Here is a 21,893-nt window from a genome sequence, read left to right as displayed (position 1 = left end):
GAGGAATAGCAACACGATATGATAAGCTAAAGTGTAGCTATGAGGGGGCAGTTGTATTAGCTTGTATATTTATTTGGCTACCTTTATCGGGTAAATTCTATACTTGAAATGTCAACAGACCCTAATATTTAAAATTTTATCATTTGGTATATATTCTTGATTCTTATTAGGTTTTTCCTATAGATTCTAAAGAGAATTTTTTTAGATTTTTTCTTAAAATTTGTTTGAATTGAAGTGGTGGTGTTTCAAAAAGTATGCTGGGATTAAATGCAGCCATTATTGATGTGGAAGAAGGTTAAATCGAAAGCCTTAAAGTGGTTTTCTAACTTTTTCGAAAAATTACAGCTTCTCCTAAATCCACGCCTGAGCCGATGCCTGATTCTGCAATTATTACCTTCAATACCTACAGTAAAGAACTTACCAATCGATTGCTTATAATTTTAAAAGCAGTGACAAAACTGTCCCATAAATTACTCGAAATTCGCCTCCGACAAACCCGGTACGGTTCACTTACGAAAAAAGATTGAAGGGCACCTTTTTGTTCATCAGATTCGAGTGACTGCAAGTTTTGGGGCCGCCAAAATAGATGCAGAGTCCCAGTTAATGAGTGCTTTAGAAACCGCAGATCAACGTTTATACCAAGCTAAAAATAATGGCCGAAACAGAGTGTGTTTTAACTAACCTAAGTAGACTCCACTTTACTTATTTTCAGACAGCAACCAATCAAGAGCGTTCATTTTTACAATACCATTATAATTGGCTTCAGTCCCGATCGTGTCTAAGGTAAGTAAATACTTGGGATATGAATCAGAAATTTTCTGTAATGGACGTAACTCTCGGCTTAGTGTCTCCTCATTGAGGGTTTCTAATGCCACCTGATAATAAGTTAAATTCTGTAAAGTATCGACAGCAACAAAATCAATTTCATATTCATCAATCCGCCCTACATAGACCGTATAACCTCGTCTGACAAGCTCAAGATAAATCACATTTTCTAAGATATGACCTTGATCAGCATTAGCATCAGGCAACATAATGCGGCGCAATCCAACATCAACTAAATAGTATTTTTCAGAGGATTGTAATAACTCACGCCCACGTACTTTAAACTGTGCGGCGCTATAAAATAGCAAACTGTCCTGTAAGCCCCGAATATAGCGCTTCACTGTTTCAAATGAGATTTTAACCCCGCTTGAAACAAAGGTATTTTTAATTTTATTGATGGAAATGGGTGAGCCTGTCACGCTTGCCAAATATCTTGCGACACGCTCGAGAGAGTTAATATCGGCAGTATTTAAACGGGGAATAACATCTTTAAACATTACACTGGCATAGACTGCTTGCAAGTAATCATAGGTTTCCTGCTGGCTGGTCATGGCAAGCGTATAGGGGAAACTACTTCGCGTGTACATAGCATACAAATCACGATTGGATAATTGTTGGATGATCGGATTATTTTCAATATGCCACTGTTTAAACTCTTGGAATGACAAGGGTAAAACATGTTGCTCGATATAGCGTCCTGTGAGTAAAGTCGCAAGTTCTCCACTCAGAAAGAATGCATTTGAACCTGTAATATATAAATCGATATAATCCCGAACATATAAAGAGTCGACTACTTTTTCAAAATTGGTAACATGTTGTATTTCATCTAAAAAAACATAGTTTTTCTTGCTTTCATCAACTTTTGACAATACATAATCATGTAGTTTACGGTAATCGGTGAGTTCTTCAAATTCCATAAATTCAAAGTTGATGACAATGATGTTTTCGGCTTGTACCCCCTGTGCTTTTAGGTCTTGTTGAAACATCGCCAGCAAGGTGGATTTTCCAGAGCGACGTACACCCGAAAGCACTTTAATGACATCACGGTTTTGCCATGTATTCAGAAATTTTAAGTAGCTATCACGTCGAATATTAGTTTTTCTCATTGTTTCCACTTAAACTCTAAAGTTTTAATTAATTCTATCAAAGTTTAGATACTAAGTTAAAATATATTTAATTAAAAGGAAAGTTTCTAGTTCATGTGAAATATTTAAAATTCTAAACTGCTGTTATAGCAGTTTAGAGACGCTAATCACGACAAGCTCCAAGATACCAGGTCTACTCTTTAGACGAAATTTGATAGGTTTTCATCGATGAGATAATCCAAATTCTGTCTTTTTGATTATTTTCTATGTCATGTTATGTCATTGCTGCTACGACTTATTTGTCATATAAATTGAGTGAAAAGTAAATGGAATTACTATGTTAACTAGAGTGGAACTCATTTTTGTGGTGCTGATGGTGTCAGGCTTAATCTTGATTGCTTATGAAATGCTAAAAGGTTTATTCTAGGGCATCTACACATGATTTTTGATCAAAAAAAATGCCCAGAGAGGGATCAATGGGCAAAACTAAGGACCTTGACGGTCATTCAGAAACTACAGCTAGCTTCTAGCTATGATTCTGCACTTAATTAAAAAAAGCTACACTGGCTGAATATATCAAAAGTTAAATCATGTGATTTATCATTAATTAACACACTTGAGAAAATGAGTTCATCACTCTGCTGATTAATACAGTAATTCACCAAACAAATCCGCTCTAATCTCTTCCAGGCTCAGATCTGATTTCATTCTATTACAGAGTGGATGAACCAGCAGACCATTCTCTAGCACCCCTTGGCCACCTGCGGCTTTGGCAATCCGATGATCCGATTCAGTAGAATCGAGATAGATTAATCCATCACAAATGGGGCAAAAGTTATGATTACCCACCAGAAAATTGTGCTTAAGCAAATTTTTGGTTAATGCTGAAAAGGCCTTGGGCTTTGATCGAGAGATCGGGCTAATCGATTCAACATATCCGACTACATGCTCTACAACCCCATCATCATAATTACCCAAAAATCTTTCAGAATAAAACTCATTAAAGTTGATGTACTTGAAAGCCTTTGACATCGACAAAATAAAGGTGTTCAGGCATTCTTCATCTTCAAAATCGACATCCATTTCCAGGCTTAAACAGATAAAGGCTTTATAAACGATTTGTAGCCGATCATAGCCTTTAATCCCACTGCCGAACTTACCGACCGTTTCAGTGGTCGCCACTGGAAAATTGGCAATCAAGAACTCAATACTACGGCGGACACGTGTAAACTCTTTAAAGCTAATGGTTCGATGGTGAATCTGCATCAGGCTTTCATGAATTTCAAACACAATAGCAAACCATGCCAGAAAGGAAGTAATCTGAAAACGCTGGTCCTTATAAAAATATAAGAACGGATGTAAGCCCAAACTCGGAACCCCAGTATTTTTTACAGGAGTGGCCATTCTGCAAAGGACCGTAAACAGATGTGACATGATCTTTTCAACGCGTTCACCCTGATTCAGGCTCATGATATTATGAATCTGATCACCCGCGATGATATTCATGAGCTCATTGACCAAGCCAATTTTTTTGCCATGACTCATTTCAGTATCTAATAATATGGTAGAGAAAAGCAGCTGATGGATCTTCTCCCCCAACTCGATCAGCGAATTTAAACGTGTATATTGGAGCTCTTCCAAGTTAGATTTATTGTCATTGATATAACAACAGGCATAGATCGCATAATAGGCGTCACTCCCGCGACTTCTGAGATGATATTCCTCATATTTATCTAGACGTTTAGTATCTGAGTTAATCGATTGAAATACCCGTCGCGCATCTTCTGGAGTCCCCAGTACCTGCCGGAAACTGATTTTAATATCGCCTAATTTCGATTTTTTTTCTGCAAATTCGGCATCAGTACAAATTTTTTGAAAATCAGCAAGATCTCCTAAATAATTGCGGAGGTAACGAATATCTTGTTTTTGTTGATCATTGAAATTAGGTGCTTGAGGGACTTGCTCATCCGCAAAATATCTATTGATCCATGCATAAATACAGGAAAGACGATGTGCCCCATCAATAATGTAAATATTGCCGTGTATATCTTTCCAATACAAAATGCATAAATTGATGTTTTGATCTTCTGTGCAATCCTCAATAAAGTTTGCAATTTCTTGCACGCTCCAACATTCCGTAGAACGCTGGTTATCCGCCTTAAATAAACATTTGATGATTGGATGCTTTTCAAAATCAGTCAGTGCAACTTCAAAATTGTCACGCTGCATTGAAGGTGACATTTCTTCTGGCAACATGACTTTACGCTGAATAATATTGGTCAATAATCGTGTTGGACCCATTTTTATTTTCTCCAGACAACACTGTCCTACTTTCGCTCAAGTACGAAATTTGAAAGTGTATATAGTTCGATTTGGTTAAAGCGATGAATTAAATGACCGTCAATATTCAGTCAGCGCTAACAAAAGAGACCTAAGAGAAATGGGGGGATTAGATAATAAAATCTTCATGTTTAGTACCTGTAGTTTAGAGTTGACTATCTACAACCATCTTTTCCACGAGATGGAGGTAGACCAAACAGGGGTGGAAATACCGCACTACAGAAGACGGCCAGTCATAGACTGCCCTGCCTGGCCTACCATAATGGCAAACTAAGCATAATAAGCACAAAAAACCGCTAAAGCGGTTTTAATGCTTCTGTAGTAATTTTCAGGTTTCCACGCCCGATTACAGATTTTGCTGTAATGTAATTATCATATGGGTATCTTTTTCTTTGGTCAAACCGAATTAGAATTTTTTTATTCATTTTTAAATAAAAAAATATAAATCGATAACATATGGATCAAATTGAAAGCAAAGAACAAATCAAAGTCGCTGATTCCTAGGCCCCTTAGGTTGAACGATATATGCTTAGGCTATTTGCACAAGGAAGGATGCTATACGGCTTCTAGCAGCATATTAAATGCAAGGTATGATGTAGTCAGGTAAATGATATTTATGCACACGTAGCTGTCTTGAACAAATTCACAGAATTTGGCTGCACTTATACCCAAATTGTCACTTGAATTTAGCTCAATTAGGGTAGCGCTGTCTTTCAAAACTTTATGTAATAAAGCGTGCGTAAGTCATATTTACTTAAATTCTGATATGATCTCTAATCACCAAATATCGTACACTCAACCATGCTAGTACCCATCGCACGGCGCTTAATGACGCTTGTTGAGACATAATTCTAAAATAATCATATTTATTATGTTTCATCACTATCGGAAAAAACTGATGTTCTGTAAGGATTGAAAGCATAGGTTCATCCTCTGCCGTAAAATGCATCAATACTTTTGTTACATTACTTTCATACAACCATTTTTTTATTAACCAATTGTAAGTTTCTGATTGGTTTTGTTCTAAATAATCAAATCGCTCTAAAATCTCTTGTGCGAAATTAAAATCTACAGCCCTTAGTAATTCAGGCAAACGTGCTAATTTTCCTTGTGTCAAGAATGGATGTCTTCCTATATTTGAACCACGTTTACCTGAAGGAATGTTTGACATCGTAATTAAAGCTCTCTTCCAGGGCTCAATATCTAATTGTGGCTGCCCCTGTCCAGAAATAAGATACCGCTCAATATCTTCAATCTTTTGAAACAGTTCGTGTTTAATTACTTTACCCGTCGAATTCCCTCTTTTTTGAGCATAGATTACCCACCTCTGACTTTCTATTTTTTTGAGCACATATTTTTCGATGGTATCTCTCAACTCATATTTTAGATTACCATTGTGTTGGTTAATCGCTTGGAAATGCCTGAATAAATTACTCCGACTCATGACTCGCTTAAAAAATGCAGTATGTAAATTGGGTTGCTGTTGTTGCATGCTATAGGCATAAGTAGCTAGAAATAAGATATGAATATAATGCTTTAATGTTGTCGATTCATGTAAATGTCCAAGCACTCGACTAATCGCCTTAATCCCTTGCCCAACCTGTCCTTCATTGCCTACTAGCGTATTAAATTGCTCATTCGATGGCATCCAAGTTTGTAGCCATGGCAGTTCTATCGTCAGCGCTTTAAAATCCACCACTGTTTGCAAACACTTTAAAGTATATGCACTTGCAAACGTATGTCTTAAATGATGTAAGCTGAGATCAACATCTCCAGTGACTTTCTTTAATATTTGAGATATTTGATCAAAAAAAGTCCTATGCTCACTGTTCTCATCGGAAATTAATATTGAATCTTTTTTATTCTTATAAATATCATCTAATCCCTTTTTAATCGTCTGGCTTAATAAATTCATCGGAACAACACGTTCTGATCCAAGTGTTTTTAACTGATGCTCACCATAAGGACGAATTCTGAGCATATCCTCATCAATATCTAAGGGCCGTAAATGAAGCGCCTCTGAACGGCGTACACCCATCGCCGCAGATAAACGAAAATGACGCTGAATCTCTAGACGTAAAGCAGCATCATTCACCCCAGACTCTACAGATTGTAAGATTTGAACGATCTGCTGCACTTCATTTTTTGAAAAGACTTTAGCACTTGCTTGATGTGCTGCACGCTTGTGTAACTTTATCCGATCATCATTTAACTGAATTAAAAAATCCCTAAAGCGATTCCACGCTGCGAGATGCTTGCGGTGTGGAAAATGCTCTTGCGTCAACTCCATCCATTTTTGAAATACATCTTCATTAATCTGGCTATCTTTTGTTAAATCTTCTGAAAACCCCAATATACCTGCACTGACGATAGCTAAATGTAGATGAATCATATTTCGATTCTGTAGACTTAACTCTTCTGCATCACAGCGTAAAATCAACCATTGCACAAAGCATGTTAATAAATTGACTGAGTAGCGATTCGTTTTATTACTAGCAAGCTGTTTAAGCCAAATGCTTGATCTAGATTCACCTTTTAGTTGCTGAATCATCGCTAAAATATCAGACAAATGTAGTTGCTCATCGTCTATTTCTATTTCACTTTCTGGCTCAGTGCTATCTAAATTTGTGGTTAATTTTTCATATTCGAATAAGCGTAATAATTCATTTATTGAAAGATCTTCAGTCAGGACTTGGCCTGATATATAACCTGCAATCAACGGAGTGCTATTTAACATCACATTTTGCTGTAAAGCTTTCAACCATTGAGCTAACGATAGAGTTGACTTAACCCCTATTTGTTTTAAATATGTATTAAAACACTTTTGCCAAGCCGTTCTTTGTTGATTTCTTGGCTGTGCTAAAATCTCTTCTAATCGGGGCTGTAGATACTGTCGGTCTACTAAAATTAACGTCGAGACATAAGGACTTAACATTACTGTACGGCGTATCTTTGTCACAGATCTATCATTATTCACTGTCAGTTCAACGAGCCGACTATTCCCCATAGCGACTATATGTTGATCAGAAGCAATAAACTCCAACATCGCTTGTAAATGGCTCACTCTGCACAGTTGTGAATACATGGAGAGTACAACCAGCAAACGTCCTATTTCAACATCACAATTTTGATGTTCAGGTAAATGTTCTAAATCCTTCTGAATATGATCAAGTAAGTTTTGTTCTATATAACACCATGTACTAAAACTATTTTCAGATGTCAGCCATGTACGATGAGCCTTTTGAGGTAACTGAACGAATAAAGGAATTTTCGCTTCATCGCGAATATAAGCACAATATGCTTTAATCGCTTGAGGCAAATCAATATTTTTATTTTTAGCTAAATTTGAGGCTAATAGATGGCCAAGCTCTAAAGCTACTTGTGGCTCAGGATTTTCCTCAAAAATCAGCTGATAATAGGACTTATAGTCTGGGTTTTTCAGCCATTCTTTTACATCATTTTCTGAAAACTCTATTCTAAGCTTTGTCTCTACTTGTACTGTTTTAGTCTCTTGAGTTAAAACAAATGTAGGAACATTCTTGATTTTTAAAAAATCAAAATCTTCAATACACTCGAAACCTAATTGTTTTTGCAAGTTTTCTTGTACATCAAGCCACTGTTGTTTAAAGGCTGATACAGGAAATACGGATAATATATCCCATGGATGACGACCCCGTATCCAGTGCCCAAGTCCAGCGTCCTTGAACCTCCCAGGTAACTGATTACGATCAGAGCGAACCAACTTCCGTGCCCAATTTCTAATTAAATCTTCAATCTGATGAGGATCATACAGTTGCACAGCATAAGATGATAAATCAACACGTAGCTCAATTTGCTCCCCCAACATTCCCATCAAACCACGTAAACTTTGAATTTGTTTGATCAATGCTGGAGTCAATGGCACATAACGATCAGTTGATTCATTTTGATGATGCTTATCTTGAATCAAGGCCCAGCCTTGCTGACTGATCCACTTTGGAAAGGGTTGTTTAATCCCTCGACCAGCTGTGGCAAGATTTATCCATAATTCCGTATATGACATTAAGTACTTAAAGAACATCTGCCAATCTTTCTGTTCATTGGCTTGATATATATAATTTTTTATTCGTGCAATTTCATTTTGTATTTCAATAATCTTTATTCCAATTGGGCTACCCACCCGCTTATTGGAAGAGTATATATATTCAGGAATATTAATTTTTATCGTTCTTAAACAAGCAGCCCAGAGTTGCTCAAGTTGCCTCTGTTCAAAAGAGGCATAATGAATCAAGTTATCATAATTTCGACCTGATGCATTCGTCACTGCTTTAACGACAGCTAAATCACCTTGGCTATGATCATATAACAACCGTGGAAGAATATCTCGAATGCTTTTGAGGCTGATTTCTAGCTCTTTAGGTACACGGTTAATCAGTTCACTCGCGTCACGTTCAACTGCAATATGCTGTCTTGTAATCCCAAGATTTTTGACTTGACTCACCAAATCATTGAGTTCAATCGGTAAAATCAAATGTAACTCGTTGGTCCATGGCACGTGAAATTTAGATTTTTTTGGCTTTTTTTTGAGTATTGGTGTCCCAGCTAAAATACTCAATACATATGCAGATAAAGTATGATCATACTTAATAGTAATATTATTATGACCAGTAATATTATTATGACCAGTAATATTATTATGACCAGTATTTTGACTAAAACTTGGCGCTTTAAATTCACCCACCGGACGTCCGGTGAGCAAGCTTAATATCAAAGCTAATTTTGCGCGTAACATCATGCTGGTATCTGTATGAGATGGTTGACAGAGTCTAAATACTTCTTGAATTGAATTTAAGGACAATCGCGATTTGGTCCAAACTAAACCAACATTTGCAGCTTCAATATGTTGAGAAGTCGACTTAGATGCATAAAACCCTCGAAGTAAATCGGATTGTTCTGCCAAAAAAAATCTAAACAAGGGCTCCAATGGTGTTTCATCTTCTTCAATCTCATCATGCTCAAATACATCTGAGACTAGACCACGATGAATTTCATCTACATCTTCTAAAGGTTGAATAGCAATACTTAATGAACCATATCGTTGCAGGATCAATTTTTTGTGCTTTATCCCTATACGGTGTAAAAACTCTCGACGTTTTTTGTTATTTTTTAGCCGATTATTTCGCCAGATTTGTGATAAAAATAGCTTTAATGCATAATAAATTTTATTTAATTGTTCATCATTATTATGAACAGACATTAACTGAATCAGTTGCTTCGGTGAATTTTGAAGCAGTGAAGCTTTTACATCTTCTAAAATCTGTGTATTACCAGCATCACCTAATAGCCTAATCGCTAAAAAGGCATTGTACACACGAGATCCTTTTTGGTCTTTCAGCTTTATGCTTCCATCACCCTTTAAATAACTACTATAAAGCTCAAGAGCATGTACCTTGTCTTGAAAATGAAAAATTTGCTCTAAAAACCAAATAATTACAGTATCAAAACTCTCATTATTATGATTTTCTCCTGCTTGAATCAATAGCAAATCACAAATTCCACTGTCTCCAGTGTATGGACGTAATGGCGTGGGTGTATGTCTGTTTCTATCTATTGTTTCTGAGAAAAAATGTGCATATTTCTTAGAATCCTGCAATCTACTAATGATCTTTAACGTATTAAGCTCATCACGAAATTCTGGTAATTCATTATCACCAATCAAAGTGAAAATTCGCTGACAAATGACAACGATACCGGCTAAGCTATAATGTGCACGTAATAAAAATAATGCTCGGAGGAGTTTTTGTTCTTCTATAGGGGTATTCTGGTTTATCCATTCTAGCAGTTGCTTAAAATAAATATTCATAGCCTACTCCTAAGACGATAAATCCATGCTTTTCCAAAGTCTGTTAAAGCTAAAGCAACTTCTGCCGTTGGCGCCAAACGAACAATTTGCTGCTGATATTTTTGATAAAGTTCCTCCAGTCGAGGTAAAAATACAGAAAAGTTAGCTAAATGAAAATATGGTTGCACAGACTTGCCCAGCTCTTTCACTTTAATTCTTTCTAATGGCAAAAGCTTCTGGGCGATATAACCAGCTAAAACATTTTCGATTAAAAAATTACCACTCACCACCGGTGATGCCCAATTAACCAATTCTTGAACAAAGGAAATCGGCAGCTTTTTCAAAAAATGCTGTGTATTTAAAAATAAAATCATTTCTTCTGGATCTAAACTCTTTAGTCGAAGTTGGCCTGCAACCACCATCTTGTCCTGTGCTTTATCCACTTTAGCCCAGTGTCTTCTTTTCACACTATCCTTTAGAGTTTTTACCTTACATAAGTCCCTATCGACAGCAAGCAGTAACTTACGATATATCGCGAGCAGTAGTAATGCTTGATTTTTAATTTTTTCTGAAAACTCCCGGCTCATTTCCTCATTGAGTAACATCATTTTCAAAACTAAAACTGGGCATGGTTTTTCAAACCTGCCTTCAGAAATTGTTAATGCATCAATGAGCAATGGTGTCATCATTTTTTTCTGCACAGGTAAGTTATTTTTAGCGTCACAATAGTAGAATAACACAGTCCCAAAATTAACAAAATTAAATCAAATAAATTTTATATTTAATAAAAAAGTATTTGATTTATATAATTTATTTACTAACTTTATTTTTACACCAATCTAAGATATTTAGCTTATCATGTCAGCCTATTTGCAACAGTGCCAACAAATCGTTGGCTATAGCTTAAATGAGCGTATGACGTCACAGCTTGTTTGTAATGCACTGAGTATGGCTATTGGCAATCATGAGCCAACTGAAGGCTTGATCGTTCATTCAGATAGGGGTAGTCAATATTGCAGTCATGAATATCGGAATATACTTGAAAAATATGGATTTCAGGGTTCAATGACTAAACGCGGTGATTGTTACGATAATGCACCGATTGAGAGCTTTTGGGGAATATTAAAAAATGAATTGGTTCATCATCGCAACTATCAAACAAGAGAGGAAGCTAAAGCAGATATTACAAAATACATAGAGCTATTTTATAATCAGCAGAGAGTTCAGAAAGGACTGGATTTTAAAACACCAAATCAAACAGCAGAGGACTTTTTTAAATTGGCTGCATAGAATCTCCCAAGTCGAAGTGTCCTGTTTTTTCAGCACACATCAAAATGGGTAACTTCCTATTTTTCAAGAGCTATGTCCGATCAAGTCTGAATTAATACATCTAATCAACAGATTTTTCGATCTCTAAGAACTTTTTAAGGGAACATCATCGACTCAAATCTCTATTTGCAACAGTGCCAAAATTATAACTAAATCTTTTAATTTAATATTAAAACTAAATCCATATTTTTAACCTGATTACCCACACCCATTAAAACTTCCTGAACCACACAGTCCTGATCAGCTTTAATCACAATCTCCATTTTCATTGCTTCAATGGTAAATAAGGTTTCACCTTTCCTGACAGACTGACCAAGTTTTACAGGTACTGTACTAATCATGCCCGGCATCGAAGCACCGATATGTTTTGTATTCTTCGGGTCTGCCTTTGAATGAGCCGTCGATTCTTTTTGGCTTGCCTGTTTAATCTGAACCAGACGTAACTGGCCGTTCAGCTCTACAAACAGATCAATCACTCCATCCTTGGCTTCTGAGCGGCCCAACAGTTTTATTTCGAGTACTTTACCGCGTTCAAGTTCGATTTCGACTGGACTTTGCTCTTTTAGACCATAAAAGAACGCTGAAGATGGAATACTTGAGACCGTGCCATATTTCATTTCGTGCTGCATAAAGTCGGTAAAGACTTTTGGATACATCAGGTATGACGCCAATTCTTGTTCAGTGACTAGTTTCCCAAACATATTCTCAAGCATTGCTTTTTTACCCGCCAGATCGGCTGGTGGCATAACTGCACCAAGACGGTCATTTAACGGGGCTGCACCTTTTAATACCTTGTTCTGTAACTTTTCTGGAAAACCATGTACTGGTATGCCTAGCTCCCCCTTAAACAGGGAAACCACCGACTCAGGGAAATCAATTTCAAGTTCAGAATCTTCAATATCTTGTGGACTAAGATTGTTCGATACCATATATAAGGCCATATCACCCACCACTTTAGAGGTTGGAGTGACTTTAACAATGTCACCGAACAATAAGTTAACTTGTGCATAGGCATCAGATACTTCCGTCCAGCGCTCTTCAATACCCATTGAACGAGCTTGTTCACGCAAGTTAGTATATTGTCCACCCGGCATTTCATGATGATAGACATCAGCTGTACCAGCACGCATATCCGCCTCAAACGGCTTATAGATATGGCGCACACCTTCCCAGTATGTCGAAAGCTGTTGCAGGTTGTTAGGGTTAAGTCCTGTGTCCCGATCTGTATTTTGTAAGGCCGCAACCACAGAGCCCATGCTTGGTTGTGAAGTGAGACCGCTCATGGCATCCATGGCAGTATCAACAGCATCTACGCCTGCCTCAATTGCTGACAAAATACTGGCTGCTGCAATACCACTGGTGTCATGGGTATGAAAATGAACTGGCAGTCCGGTTTCTTCTTTCAATGCTTTGACCAGCTCACGTGCTGCGGCTGGTTTGCATATCCCCGCCATATCTTTAATAGCCAGGATATTGGCTCCTGCCTTTTGTAGCTGCTTTGCCATATCAACATAGTAGTTGAGGTTATATCTGCGGTTATTGTCAAAGATATCGCTGGTATAACAGATTGCTGTTTCACACAACATGCCCGACTCTCGAACCGCATCAATAGCAACCCGCATGTTATCAACTGCATTTAGCGAATCGAATACACGAAATAAATCGATTCCACCTTGTGCTGCCTGTGCAATAAAGTGGTGAACCACATTATCTGGATAGTTGGTATAACCCACGGCATTAGATGAGCGAAGCAACATTTGAAATAAAATGTTCGGCACTGCTTCACGAAGTCTAGCTAAACGTTCCCACGGATCTTCTTTTAAAAAACGCATCGACACATCAAAGGTTGCGCCCCCCCAGCACTCTAGTGAAAATAGCTCACTGGCCATCTGGGAGTAATAAGGTGCAATAGCCAACATATCTGCGGTCCGCATTCGTGTTGCAAATAAGGACTGGTGGGCATCACGCATAGTGGTATCAGTAACCAATACACGCTTTTGATCTAGCATCCAATTTGAGAACCCTTCTGCACCCAGTAATTTAAACTGGTCTCGGGTTCCGCTTGGAATATTCTGATTCAAGTTAAATATTGGTAACTGTGCTGGAGCTGGAACTGTCTCAGGAAGCGGACGTCCTTTAAGTTCAGGTTGCCCATTGACGGTAATGTCACCTAAAAACTCTAATAACTTTGTCGCACGGTCCTGCTTAGGTTTAAGGTTAAATAATTCAGGAGTGGTATCAATAAATCGGGTAGTACAGGTACCTTGTGTAAATAGAGGATGTGTCACCACATTTTCTAGAAATGCCAAATTATTTGAAACACCACGAATACGAAACTCTTGTAATGCTCGTAGCATACGGGCATTAGCTTCATCCGCACTTGCACCACGAACCGTTACCTTAGCCAGTAATGAATCATAATAAGGCGTAATGACTGCACCAGTATAGGCAGTACCACTGTCTACCCGTACCCCAAAACCAGTTGCGCTACGAAATGCGGTCAAACGTCCATAGTCCGGCATAAAGCCATTTTTAGGGTCTTCGGTGGTGAGACGGCATTGTAATGCATGGCCTAACAGTTTAATTTGCTCCTGGGGTGGAATAAAACTGCTACCATCTCCAATCGCGGCACCTTCAGTCACCCGAATTTGTGCTTTAACAATATCAATGCCAGTAATTTCTTCTGTGACTGTATGCTCCACCTGAATACGCGGGTTAACTTCAATAAAATAGAAGTTTTCTGTTTCAGCATCCATTAAGAACTCGACCGTACCGGCGTGAGTATAATTTACTGCGCGAGCCAATCTTAAAGCGGCCTCACATATTTTATTACGTTGGGCTTCGGACAAATAAGGTGCAGGCGCACGCTCAACCACCTTCTGATTACGTCGTTGGACAGTGCAATCTCGTTCAAATAGATGCACAATATTGCTATGGGTATCACCTAATATCTGCACTTCTACATGACGGGCATGGCGAATCAGTTTCTCTAGATAAACTTCGTCATTGCCAAACGCAGATTTGGCTTCACGACGTGCAACAGTAATTGCATCTTCGAGTTCCTTCTCATGTTCAACCACGCGCATGCCACGACCTCCACCGCCCCAGCTCGCTTTGAGCATGAGTGGATAGCCTACCTCAGCTGCCAGTAACTGACAGTCTTCAATGCATTCAGGTAGTGCTGCTGTAGCAGGAATAACTGGCACACATGCAACCATTGCAACCTTACGGGCCATCACTTTATTGCCTAACTGACGCATTACTTCTGGTTTTGGACCGATAAAGCGAATGCCAGCTTGGCTACAAGCCTCTGCAAACTCAGGGTTTTCAGACAGGAAGCCATAACCTGGGTGGATAGCATCTACCCCTGCCTCAACTGCAATACGGATAATATCTTCAATATCCAGATAGGCAGCGATTGGTTTTTTCCCTGCCCCTACCTGATAAGCTTCATCCGATTTAAAGCGATGCAGGGCAAATTTATCTTCTTCTGCATAAATTGCAACTGTACGGATGCCCATTTCTGAGGCAGCACGCATGACTCGAATCGCGATCTCGCCACGATTAGCAATAAGTATTTTCTGGATAGGCTTAATCATTTATATACCCATTTATTTCGTAATATATTCATAATCTTATTAAAGATATTCGTAGTTTGGCGCTAAATATTTTTTTAGCTAGTAAAGGAAAAGTTCGTATTTCAAAAGCTGAAATAACAATTCATTAATTTTTAAAAAATAATTTTCGAACTGAAGCCTAGTACTAAAGCGTTATTTATATAATTGGTTGCACCTGGATGGATGATGTACTGCATATTTGGTCGTAGCATTAACCATTTAACAGGGAAGTAGGAGTAATTAATTTCGAAATTATATTCAGCATCTTCATTAATATTTGAATAGTTTGCACGGAATCGGTCGCTAACACTTATTCTGTTTATTGCTAATCCAAAAATATCATTTGCATGGGTATCTAAAAGACCAATATATTTCAAACCAACTTGTTGCATATTTCCAATTTTATTCGTAGTTTTATTATGGAAACTGAAGTTCATGAATCCATATAATCCTTGATTTGGTAAATTCCTAGACGATAACTGCTGTTCTACTCCTCCCCATACTCCATATGTATTATCTTCAGACTCTCCTGTTACGATGTCCTTTTGATTATCGGCCTCATCAGAAGTATTATAAAATGCTCCTATACGATATATTCCAGGCAAGTCATTAACTGCGTTTTTAGGCTGCCATACCAACTCGACAGGAATATTAAAACCGTCTGCATCTTTTGTATCTAGATTCCATCCTTCGTTTTCTTCCAAGTTTTTTGGGTTATATTCGAATACACCAAATTGAATAAAAGCTTCAGGATTAAAACTATATTTAGACATTACTGCCCACTGGCTTACAGGTGCATTAATCCATTTATTGCCTTGCCATTTCCCCATTTGTGCACCACAAAAAGAATTATTTTGAAAGTCACAAGACATCACATTGAAATAGGTTCCCATGGCAAAACGCCCAACTCGAATACTGGTAACTGCGTTACTGAAATTCTTTTCAATCGACAGTTCTGCAAGCCTTGTACCCGAATTACCCCGACCATAATTTGCCTGTACATTGGCCAATTGCGGTGCTTGCGGATCGGAAATCTGCTCTACTGATACACTTTGCCCTTGTCTTGCCATAATTAATACTCTGACACTCACCCCGTCTACATTTATCAATTTTTCTAAATCTAAAGTTGAACCGAGTGAAAACTGGCTAACATATGTTGGGTCTTGTCGTGGGGCATATCCACCATCTGCTAAATAAGCAATATCGAGATTGGAACTAGCATCAAATTTGATTCCTTTATCTGCTAAAGCTGTTCGTTTGCCATCCCAATCCCCTGTTAAATTTGTCCGATTTACATCAAATAAGTTCTCAGCAAAACAAGCTGTATTTGTTCCAATAAGTACACTAATAAGACATAAAAAATTACTTTTTTTCATTGCACAATCCCTGCAAATTTTGAATATAAGTTTCCCTAAACAGCTAATTGAATAAGCTATTTTGAATGATTAAATTGGATTAAAAGTGGTGTGATAAAATTGCAGCATGGCGGGACTCCTGTCATACACCATGCTCAATTCACTAACAGAGTTGGACTCTCTTAGGTTAAGTGATTTTTAATTTTTGCTTTAACGGCTTCTGTAGAAATACCATAACGATCATGTAGTGTTGGTAATGCGCCTGCATCTAAAAATGCATCAGGTAAACCAATCATATCAAAACGTGGATGTTGCCCATTTCTTAATAGCAAGGTTCCAACTGCTTCACCTAAGCCTCCAACCACAGAATGATTCTCAGCAGTTAAAACTGGACGACCTCCTTTAGCTACTTCGTCTAAAATGGTCTGTTCATCTAATGGTTTAATCGTAGGTACATGTAATACAGAAACCTCTACCCCTTCTTTTTCTAGCTCTTCCGCTGCCTCAAGCGCACGCATGGTCAGTAATCCGGTAGAAATAATCAATAGGTCTTTACCAGGCTTAATGACTTGGGCCTTACCCAATTTAAATTGGTAGTTATATTTATCCAGTACCAATGGAACTTGACCACGCAACAAGCGCATATAAACAGGACCTTGATGAGCAGCAATCTGCGGAATAGCCTGTTCAATTTCCAAGGCATCACATGGATCAATGATCATTAGATTTGGCATTCCACGGAAAATGGCAATGTCTTCTGTTGCTTGGTGACTTGGTCCATATCCTGTAGTTAAACCAGGAAGGGCTGCTACAATTTTCACATTTAGATTATCTTCGGCAATCGCCATACAGATAAAATCGTAAGCTCGGCGTGAAGCAAAAACAGCATAAGTCGTGGCAAAAGGAACGAAACCTTCTCGAGCTAATCCAGCAGCAGCGCTCATCAAGAGTTGTTCGGCCATTCCCATTTGAAAGAACTTGTCTGGATTTTGATTCGCGAAAATATGTAAATCTGTATATTTGGATAGATCTGCTGATAATCCAACAATATCATCACGCTCTTTCGCTAGTGCATTTAAAGCATGTCCAAATGGTGCAGACTTGGTTGGTTGCCCTTCTGCAGCAATAGAAGCAATCATGGCAGACGTTTTTAATTTTTTCTTAGGAGAGTTCGCTAATTGGCTCATGGATCTAGACTCCTTATTTGCCGTAATGGGTTAATATATTTAAAGCTTCATCCCATTCACGTTCATCCACGCGAATAAAATGTGTTTTTTCACGGCTTTCTAAAAATGAAACACCTTTACCCATTTTGGTATCGCAAATAATGACCCTTGGGCATGTTCCTTCGTGACTTTTCGCTTGATCGAAAGCATCAAGTAAAGCTTCCATATTGTTGCCATCTACGCGTTGGGTATACCAACCAAAAGACTGCCAACGATCTACAATCGGTTCAAAAGCTAGAATTTCACTTGAATGCCCATCGGCTTGCTGATTATTCACATCAATAATTGCGATGAGATTATCTAATTTCCAATGTGAAGCTGACATGACAGCTTCCCATGTCGAGCCCTCATTCAGCTCACCGTCTGATAGGAAGTTATAAACAAAAGATTCTGATTTCTTTTGCTTTAATCCGAGGCAAGCACCTACCGCAATGCCTAAACCATGACCCAATGAACCACCTGTGATTTCCATACCAGGGGTATACGTTGCCATGCCTGACATAGGTAAACGACTGTCATCAGAACCATAAGTTTCTAGTTCTTGAAGTGGAATAACTTTTGCTTCGATCAAAGCTGCATATAAAGCAATTGCATAATGACCTATTGAAAGATAAAAGCGATCTCGTCCTTCCCACTCAGGATTCTCAGGCTGATATTTCATTGCATGAAAATAAGAAACTGCAAGTAGATCAGCTGCACCTAAGGCCTGCCCAACATAACCTTGGCCCTGTACTTGTCCCATACGTAACGCATGTTGACGAATGTTATAGGCACGTTGCTGTAGTTCAGCAATACGAGCTTCTTTATTAATATTTGACATGATTAACTTCTCTTATTAACGATTAACAAGTTTTGCTGGAACGCGCGTTACCAGTGTGGCACCGACAAGTAAAACTGCTGTGATTAAGAACATACCTATGGCATTAGAACCTGTATTAGTCGTAATCCAGCCGATGAGAAATGGAGAACAAAATCCAGCGAGATTGGCAAAACTATTGATTCCAGCAATACCAGCAGCGGCTGAAACACCACCTAAAAAGTTGGTTGGCAACATCCAAAACAAAGAAGATGCAGTGAGTACACCCGATGCCGCAATACATAAACAAATCAGCGATAGGGTTAGATTTGAGGCAAACAATGTTGCGAAGGTCAGTGCAATTGCACCAGCACACATAGGAATAATTAAATGCCAGCGACGCTCTCTAAAGTGATCTCCGCTACGGCCTGCTAACAGCATTACAACTATGGCACACATATAAGGCAGGCTGGTCAACAAGCCAATATGCCAGTTGTCACTAATACCCGAGTTACGAATTAATGTCGGCAACCAGAAAGTAATTGCATATTGTCCCATTACGACACAAAAGTAGATTCCAGCAAGTAACCACAAGCGTTTATCACTAATGAAGTCTTTAATACTGCTATGCCCTTCTTTCTGCTGATTATCTTGTGAAATTTCTTGTTGAACTAAATTCTTTTCAGCACTTGTTAACCAATGTGCATCTTGAACAGAATCTTTAAGAACTGCGAGGACTAACAAACCAACAACCACTGTAGGTATAGCTTCAAGTACAAACATCCATTGCCAACCATGCCACCCTTGCACATTGTTCATTTGGTCCATGATTAAGCCAGATAGAGGCCCACCGATCATTCCTGAAATTGGAATCGCAATAAACCAAAGCACAGTCATACGGGCCCGACGATAAGAGGGGAACCAATATGTAAGATAAAGTAATAGACCTGGCGCTAATCCAGCTTCAGCAACACCAAGTAAGAAGCGTAAGGTATAGAATTGCCACTCTGTTTCAACAAATGCAAAACAGCCTGACAAAATACCCCATGTAATCATGATGCGAGCAATCCATCGTCTGGCGCCTACTTTGTGTAATACAATATTGCTGGGTACTTCACATAAGAAATATCCAATAAAGAAAATACCTGCACCGAGGCCGTATACAGCTTCACTAAACTGTAAATCACTCATCATTTGAAGTTTGGCAAAGCCAACATTTACGCGATCTAGGTAGGCACAAAAATAACAAAGCATTAAAAATGGCATCAGCCGAAATGCAATTTTCCGATATGCTGATTTACGAATAGCATCCGTATTAGATGAAAGTACAGTATCCATCATGCGAGTCCCTTTACACTTGGCCACAATATCCTCTCGTGACCATGATGTTATTTTAAATGTTTAACACTGAACTTTAGTGAATAAGCATGCCGCCATTTACATCTAACGTTATACCCGTTAGATAAGTAGATAAATCACTGGCTAAAAAGAGTGCAGCATTTGCAACATCTTGGGCTTTGCCTAAACGCCCAAGTGGAATTCCAGCCAGAATGTCATGACGTCGGTCATCATTCATCAGTCCGCCAGTAATATCGGTATGTATAAGACCTGGCGTAAGTGAGTTCACACGAATGTTATCTGCACCAAATTCACGTGCCATTGCTTTTGCCAACCCTAGAACCCCAGCTTTAGCAGCACTGTAATGAGGGCCACCAAAAATACCACCGCCACGTTGTGCTGAAACTGAAGATAAGCAAACAATACTTCCACTACCATTTTCTTTCATAGATGGAATCACGGCTTGCGACATAATGAGTGTGCCACGTAGGCTAACATCTAAAATTCGATCGTAATCATTACGTTTAATATCAAGTGTTTTTACAGGTTGGGTAATACCTGCATTATTGACCAAAATATCTATCTTTCCATATTGCTGAAGTGCTTGCTGAACAGCTGCATGTGCCTGCTCTTCATTGGCTACATTTGCAGCAAGACCCAAATGCCCTTCACCTAGTGCTTTTGCTGCATTCTGACTTTGGACAAGATCTAAATCTACAATAATGACTTTTGCACCGTGTTGCGCAAAGATTTCTGCTGTTGCACGCCCGATACCACGCTCAGATGCAGCACCTGTGATTAACGCTACTTTTCCTTGTAATAACATTTGTCGTTCTTCCTCATTCATTTATTTTCTTCCTAATTAGTCTCGCTGTTTTTATAAGTCGCAGCAATAAGGTTAAACTCAACTAGACATGAATAAAATTCATGTCTGTGATATTTTAGGTAGTGATTTAAAATAAAAATGGATTTTTATAGCATGAGTAGTGAAAAAAATTACAATCAGGTGCCTGCAATTAAAACCTTACAAGCTTTTGAACAAACTGCTCGATTAGGAAATGTGGCAAAAGCAGCAGAGGTTTTAAGTCTCACACCATCTGCTGTCAGTCATCAAATAGCAAAATTAGAAGAAATGATTGGTCAAAGTTTATTTATAAGAGGCGCACGAGGAGTTACTTTAACGCCTTCAGGTGAGCGTTATTATCAAGATGTAACGACTATCCTGCATAATTTGATGTTAGCAACTGAACAAGCATCAGATAAAAGCCCAAAAGATAGCTTATATATCCATTCTTCTCCTAGCTTTGGACTTCTGTGGCTATTGCCAAGATTGGAATCATTTAAAGAACAATATCCTCTTATTCAGGTGAATTTATCTTGCTCTTATGAAAACCTTCATTTTACGCGTGATAAAATTGATATTGATATTCGTCATGGTATTCCCAATTGGACAGGTGTCGAAATTAGAACCGTTCGAAGTGAAAAACTAGAAGTTCTTGCCTCCCCTAAACTACTTGAACGTAGTCCAGTAACTAAGCCTAAAGATTTATTAAAAAAAGAATTAATTTTATCAAAGTCTACTCTCGTGACATGGCCCCAATGGTTTGCTCACCAAGGATTAAGTGTTCCTGAATTTCCTTATACTTTTAGTTTTGATCGCTCTTACATGTCACTTGAAGCAGCCACACATGGACTCGGATTCGTCCTTGAAAGCAATTTACTTACCCAAAATTATTTAGAGTCAGGAAAACTTGTCAAAGTCTTCCCTGATGACTTATCCGTGCCCATATCCGCACACCACTTAGTTTATCCACGTACCCATGAGAACATTCTCAAAGTGAACCATTTTTTAAACTGGATTAATGAAGAAATTAACAAAAGTAGTGAATGGTAAAACTTTTAAAAGTATTGAAGTCATGCGTGCACTACGTAAAGGACAACCATCGTCATTCTATTATGGTCAGCCTCAGGGTGAAGTGTGTCTAATCAACAGGGTTTCCGGTCTCTAAGCACTTTTTAAAGGGAACATCATCGGTAAGCGTCCGCTGAACCCCACTTTTTCTAACTCATTAATACCGCGATAGTGTCCACTTAAATTTAAGTGGACACCTATTTATGGATTTAAAGACAGTTATAGACAGTGCACCAACGCTAAAAAAGC

Annotated in this window: 12 protein-coding genes and 4 pseudogenes; 5 read left to right on the top strand and 11 right to left on the bottom strand. The window is 38.4% G+C overall.

Annotated features, from left to right (window positions below; genetic code table 11):
* Positions 1–107, top strand: a pseudogene (locus FTU42_RS13365) (IS5/IS1182 family transposase); the annotation flags it as partial.
* Between the two features lie 156 nt (positions 108–263).
* Here the strand turns inward: FTU42_RS13365 and FTU42_RS13360 are convergent.
* Positions 264–484: pseudogene (locus FTU42_RS13360) on the bottom strand (IS1 family transposase); the annotation flags it as partial.
* Between FTU42_RS13360 and FTU42_RS15045 the strand changes: the two are divergent.
* Complete coding sequence (locus FTU42_RS15045) at positions 466–681, top strand: diguanylate cyclase domain-containing protein (protein ID WP_159516675.1); 216 nt, start codon at positions 466–468, stop codon at positions 679–681. The pseudogene FTU42_RS13360 and the gene FTU42_RS15045 sit on opposite strands and share 19 nt — an antisense overlap.
* 17 nt (positions 682–698) lie before the next feature.
* On the opposite strand, the gene FTU42_RS13350 is transcribed toward FTU42_RS15045, so the two are convergent.
* The 4 genes from FTU42_RS13350 to FTU42_RS13335 form a co-directional block, all read right to left on the bottom strand.
* The gene (locus FTU42_RS13350; protein ID WP_159139014.1) at positions 699–1,931 is read right to left on the bottom strand and encodes an ATP-binding protein; all 1,233 of its coding nucleotides are present in this window, start codon (positions 1,929–1,931) and stop codon (positions 699–701) included.
* A 624-nt stretch (positions 1,932–2,555) separates the two neighbouring features.
* Complete coding sequence (locus FTU42_RS13345; RefSeq protein ID WP_180076388.1) at positions 2,556–4,211, bottom strand: HNH endonuclease signature motif containing protein; 1,656 nt, start codon at positions 4,209–4,211, stop codon at positions 2,556–2,558.
* A gap of 793 nt (positions 4,212–5,004) precedes the next feature.
* Positions 5,005–10,092 (bottom strand): tyrosine-type recombinase/integrase, encoded by a 5,088-nt coding sequence (locus FTU42_RS13340; RefSeq protein WP_180083583.1) that lies wholly within the window; start codon positions 10,090–10,092, stop codon positions 5,005–5,007.
* Entirely contained in the window at positions 10,089–10,760 is a 672-nt protein-coding gene (locus FTU42_RS13335) for a hypothetical protein (protein WP_180076390.1), read from the bottom strand. Before FTU42_RS13335 ends, FTU42_RS13340 begins: the two co-directional genes overlap by 4 nt.
* A gap of 193 nt (positions 10,761–10,953) precedes the next feature.
* Here FTU42_RS13335 and FTU42_RS13330 point away from each other — a divergent pair.
* Positions 10,954–11,361, top strand: a pseudogene (locus FTU42_RS13330) (IS3 family transposase); the annotation flags it as partial.
* 197 nt (positions 11,362–11,558) lie between these two features.
* Here the strand turns inward: FTU42_RS13330 and FTU42_RS13325 are convergent.
* The 6 genes from FTU42_RS13325 to FTU42_RS13300 form a co-directional block, all read right to left on the bottom strand.
* Entirely contained in the window at positions 11,559–14,999 is a 3,441-nt protein-coding gene (locus FTU42_RS13325; protein ID WP_218944672.1) for a pyruvate carboxylase, read from the bottom strand.
* A gap of 131 nt (positions 15,000–15,130) precedes the next feature.
* Entirely contained in the window at positions 15,131–16,393 is a 1,263-nt protein-coding gene (locus FTU42_RS13320; RefSeq protein ID WP_100535579.1) for a carbohydrate porin, read from the bottom strand.
* Between the two features lie 161 nt (positions 16,394–16,554).
* On the bottom strand, positions 16,555–17,559 hold the full coding sequence (locus tag FTU42_RS13315) for a transketolase family protein (RefSeq protein ID WP_100535580.1): 1,005 nt from the start codon (positions 17,557–17,559) through the stop codon (positions 16,555–16,557).
* Between the two features lie 13 nt (positions 17,560–17,572).
* Positions 17,573–18,418, bottom strand: coding sequence for a transketolase (locus FTU42_RS13310; protein ID WP_100535581.1), 846 nt, complete (start codon positions 18,416–18,418; stop codon positions 17,573–17,575).
* A gap of 15 nt (positions 18,419–18,433) precedes the next feature.
* Positions 18,434–19,732 (bottom strand): MFS transporter, encoded by a 1,299-nt coding sequence (locus FTU42_RS13305; protein ID WP_180051107.1) that lies wholly within the window; start codon positions 19,730–19,732, stop codon positions 18,434–18,436.
* Positions 19,733–19,808: 76 nt separating this feature from the next.
* Positions 19,809–20,558: an SDR family NAD(P)-dependent oxidoreductase gene (locus FTU42_RS13300; protein WP_159516666.1), complete on the bottom strand. Its 750-nt coding sequence runs from the start codon at positions 20,556–20,558 to the stop codon at positions 19,809–19,811.
* A 180-nt stretch (positions 20,559–20,738) separates the two neighbouring features.
* On the opposite strand from FTU42_RS13300, the gene FTU42_RS13295 reads away from it, so the two are divergent.
* Positions 20,739–21,626, top strand: a complete 888-nt coding sequence (locus FTU42_RS13295) for a LysR substrate-binding domain-containing protein (RefSeq protein ID WP_159516677.1) — start codon at positions 20,739–20,741, stop codon at positions 21,624–21,626.
* A gap of 1 nt (position 21,627) precedes the next feature.
* Positions 21,628–21,741 (top strand): annotated as a pseudogene (locus FTU42_RS13290) (IS6 family transposase); the annotation flags it as partial.
* Positions 21,742–21,893 lie beyond the last annotated feature (152 nt).

Origin of the sequence: Acinetobacter sp. YH12102 (genome assembly GCF_013419125.1) — a bacterium.
In the GTDB taxonomy this organism is placed as follows: Bacteria; Pseudomonadota; Gammaproteobacteria; order Pseudomonadales; family Moraxellaceae; genus Acinetobacter; species Acinetobacter pseudolwoffii.
The sequence above is the reverse complement of the archived record's forward strand: the minus strand, read 5'-3'. Positions and strand labels throughout refer to the sequence as shown.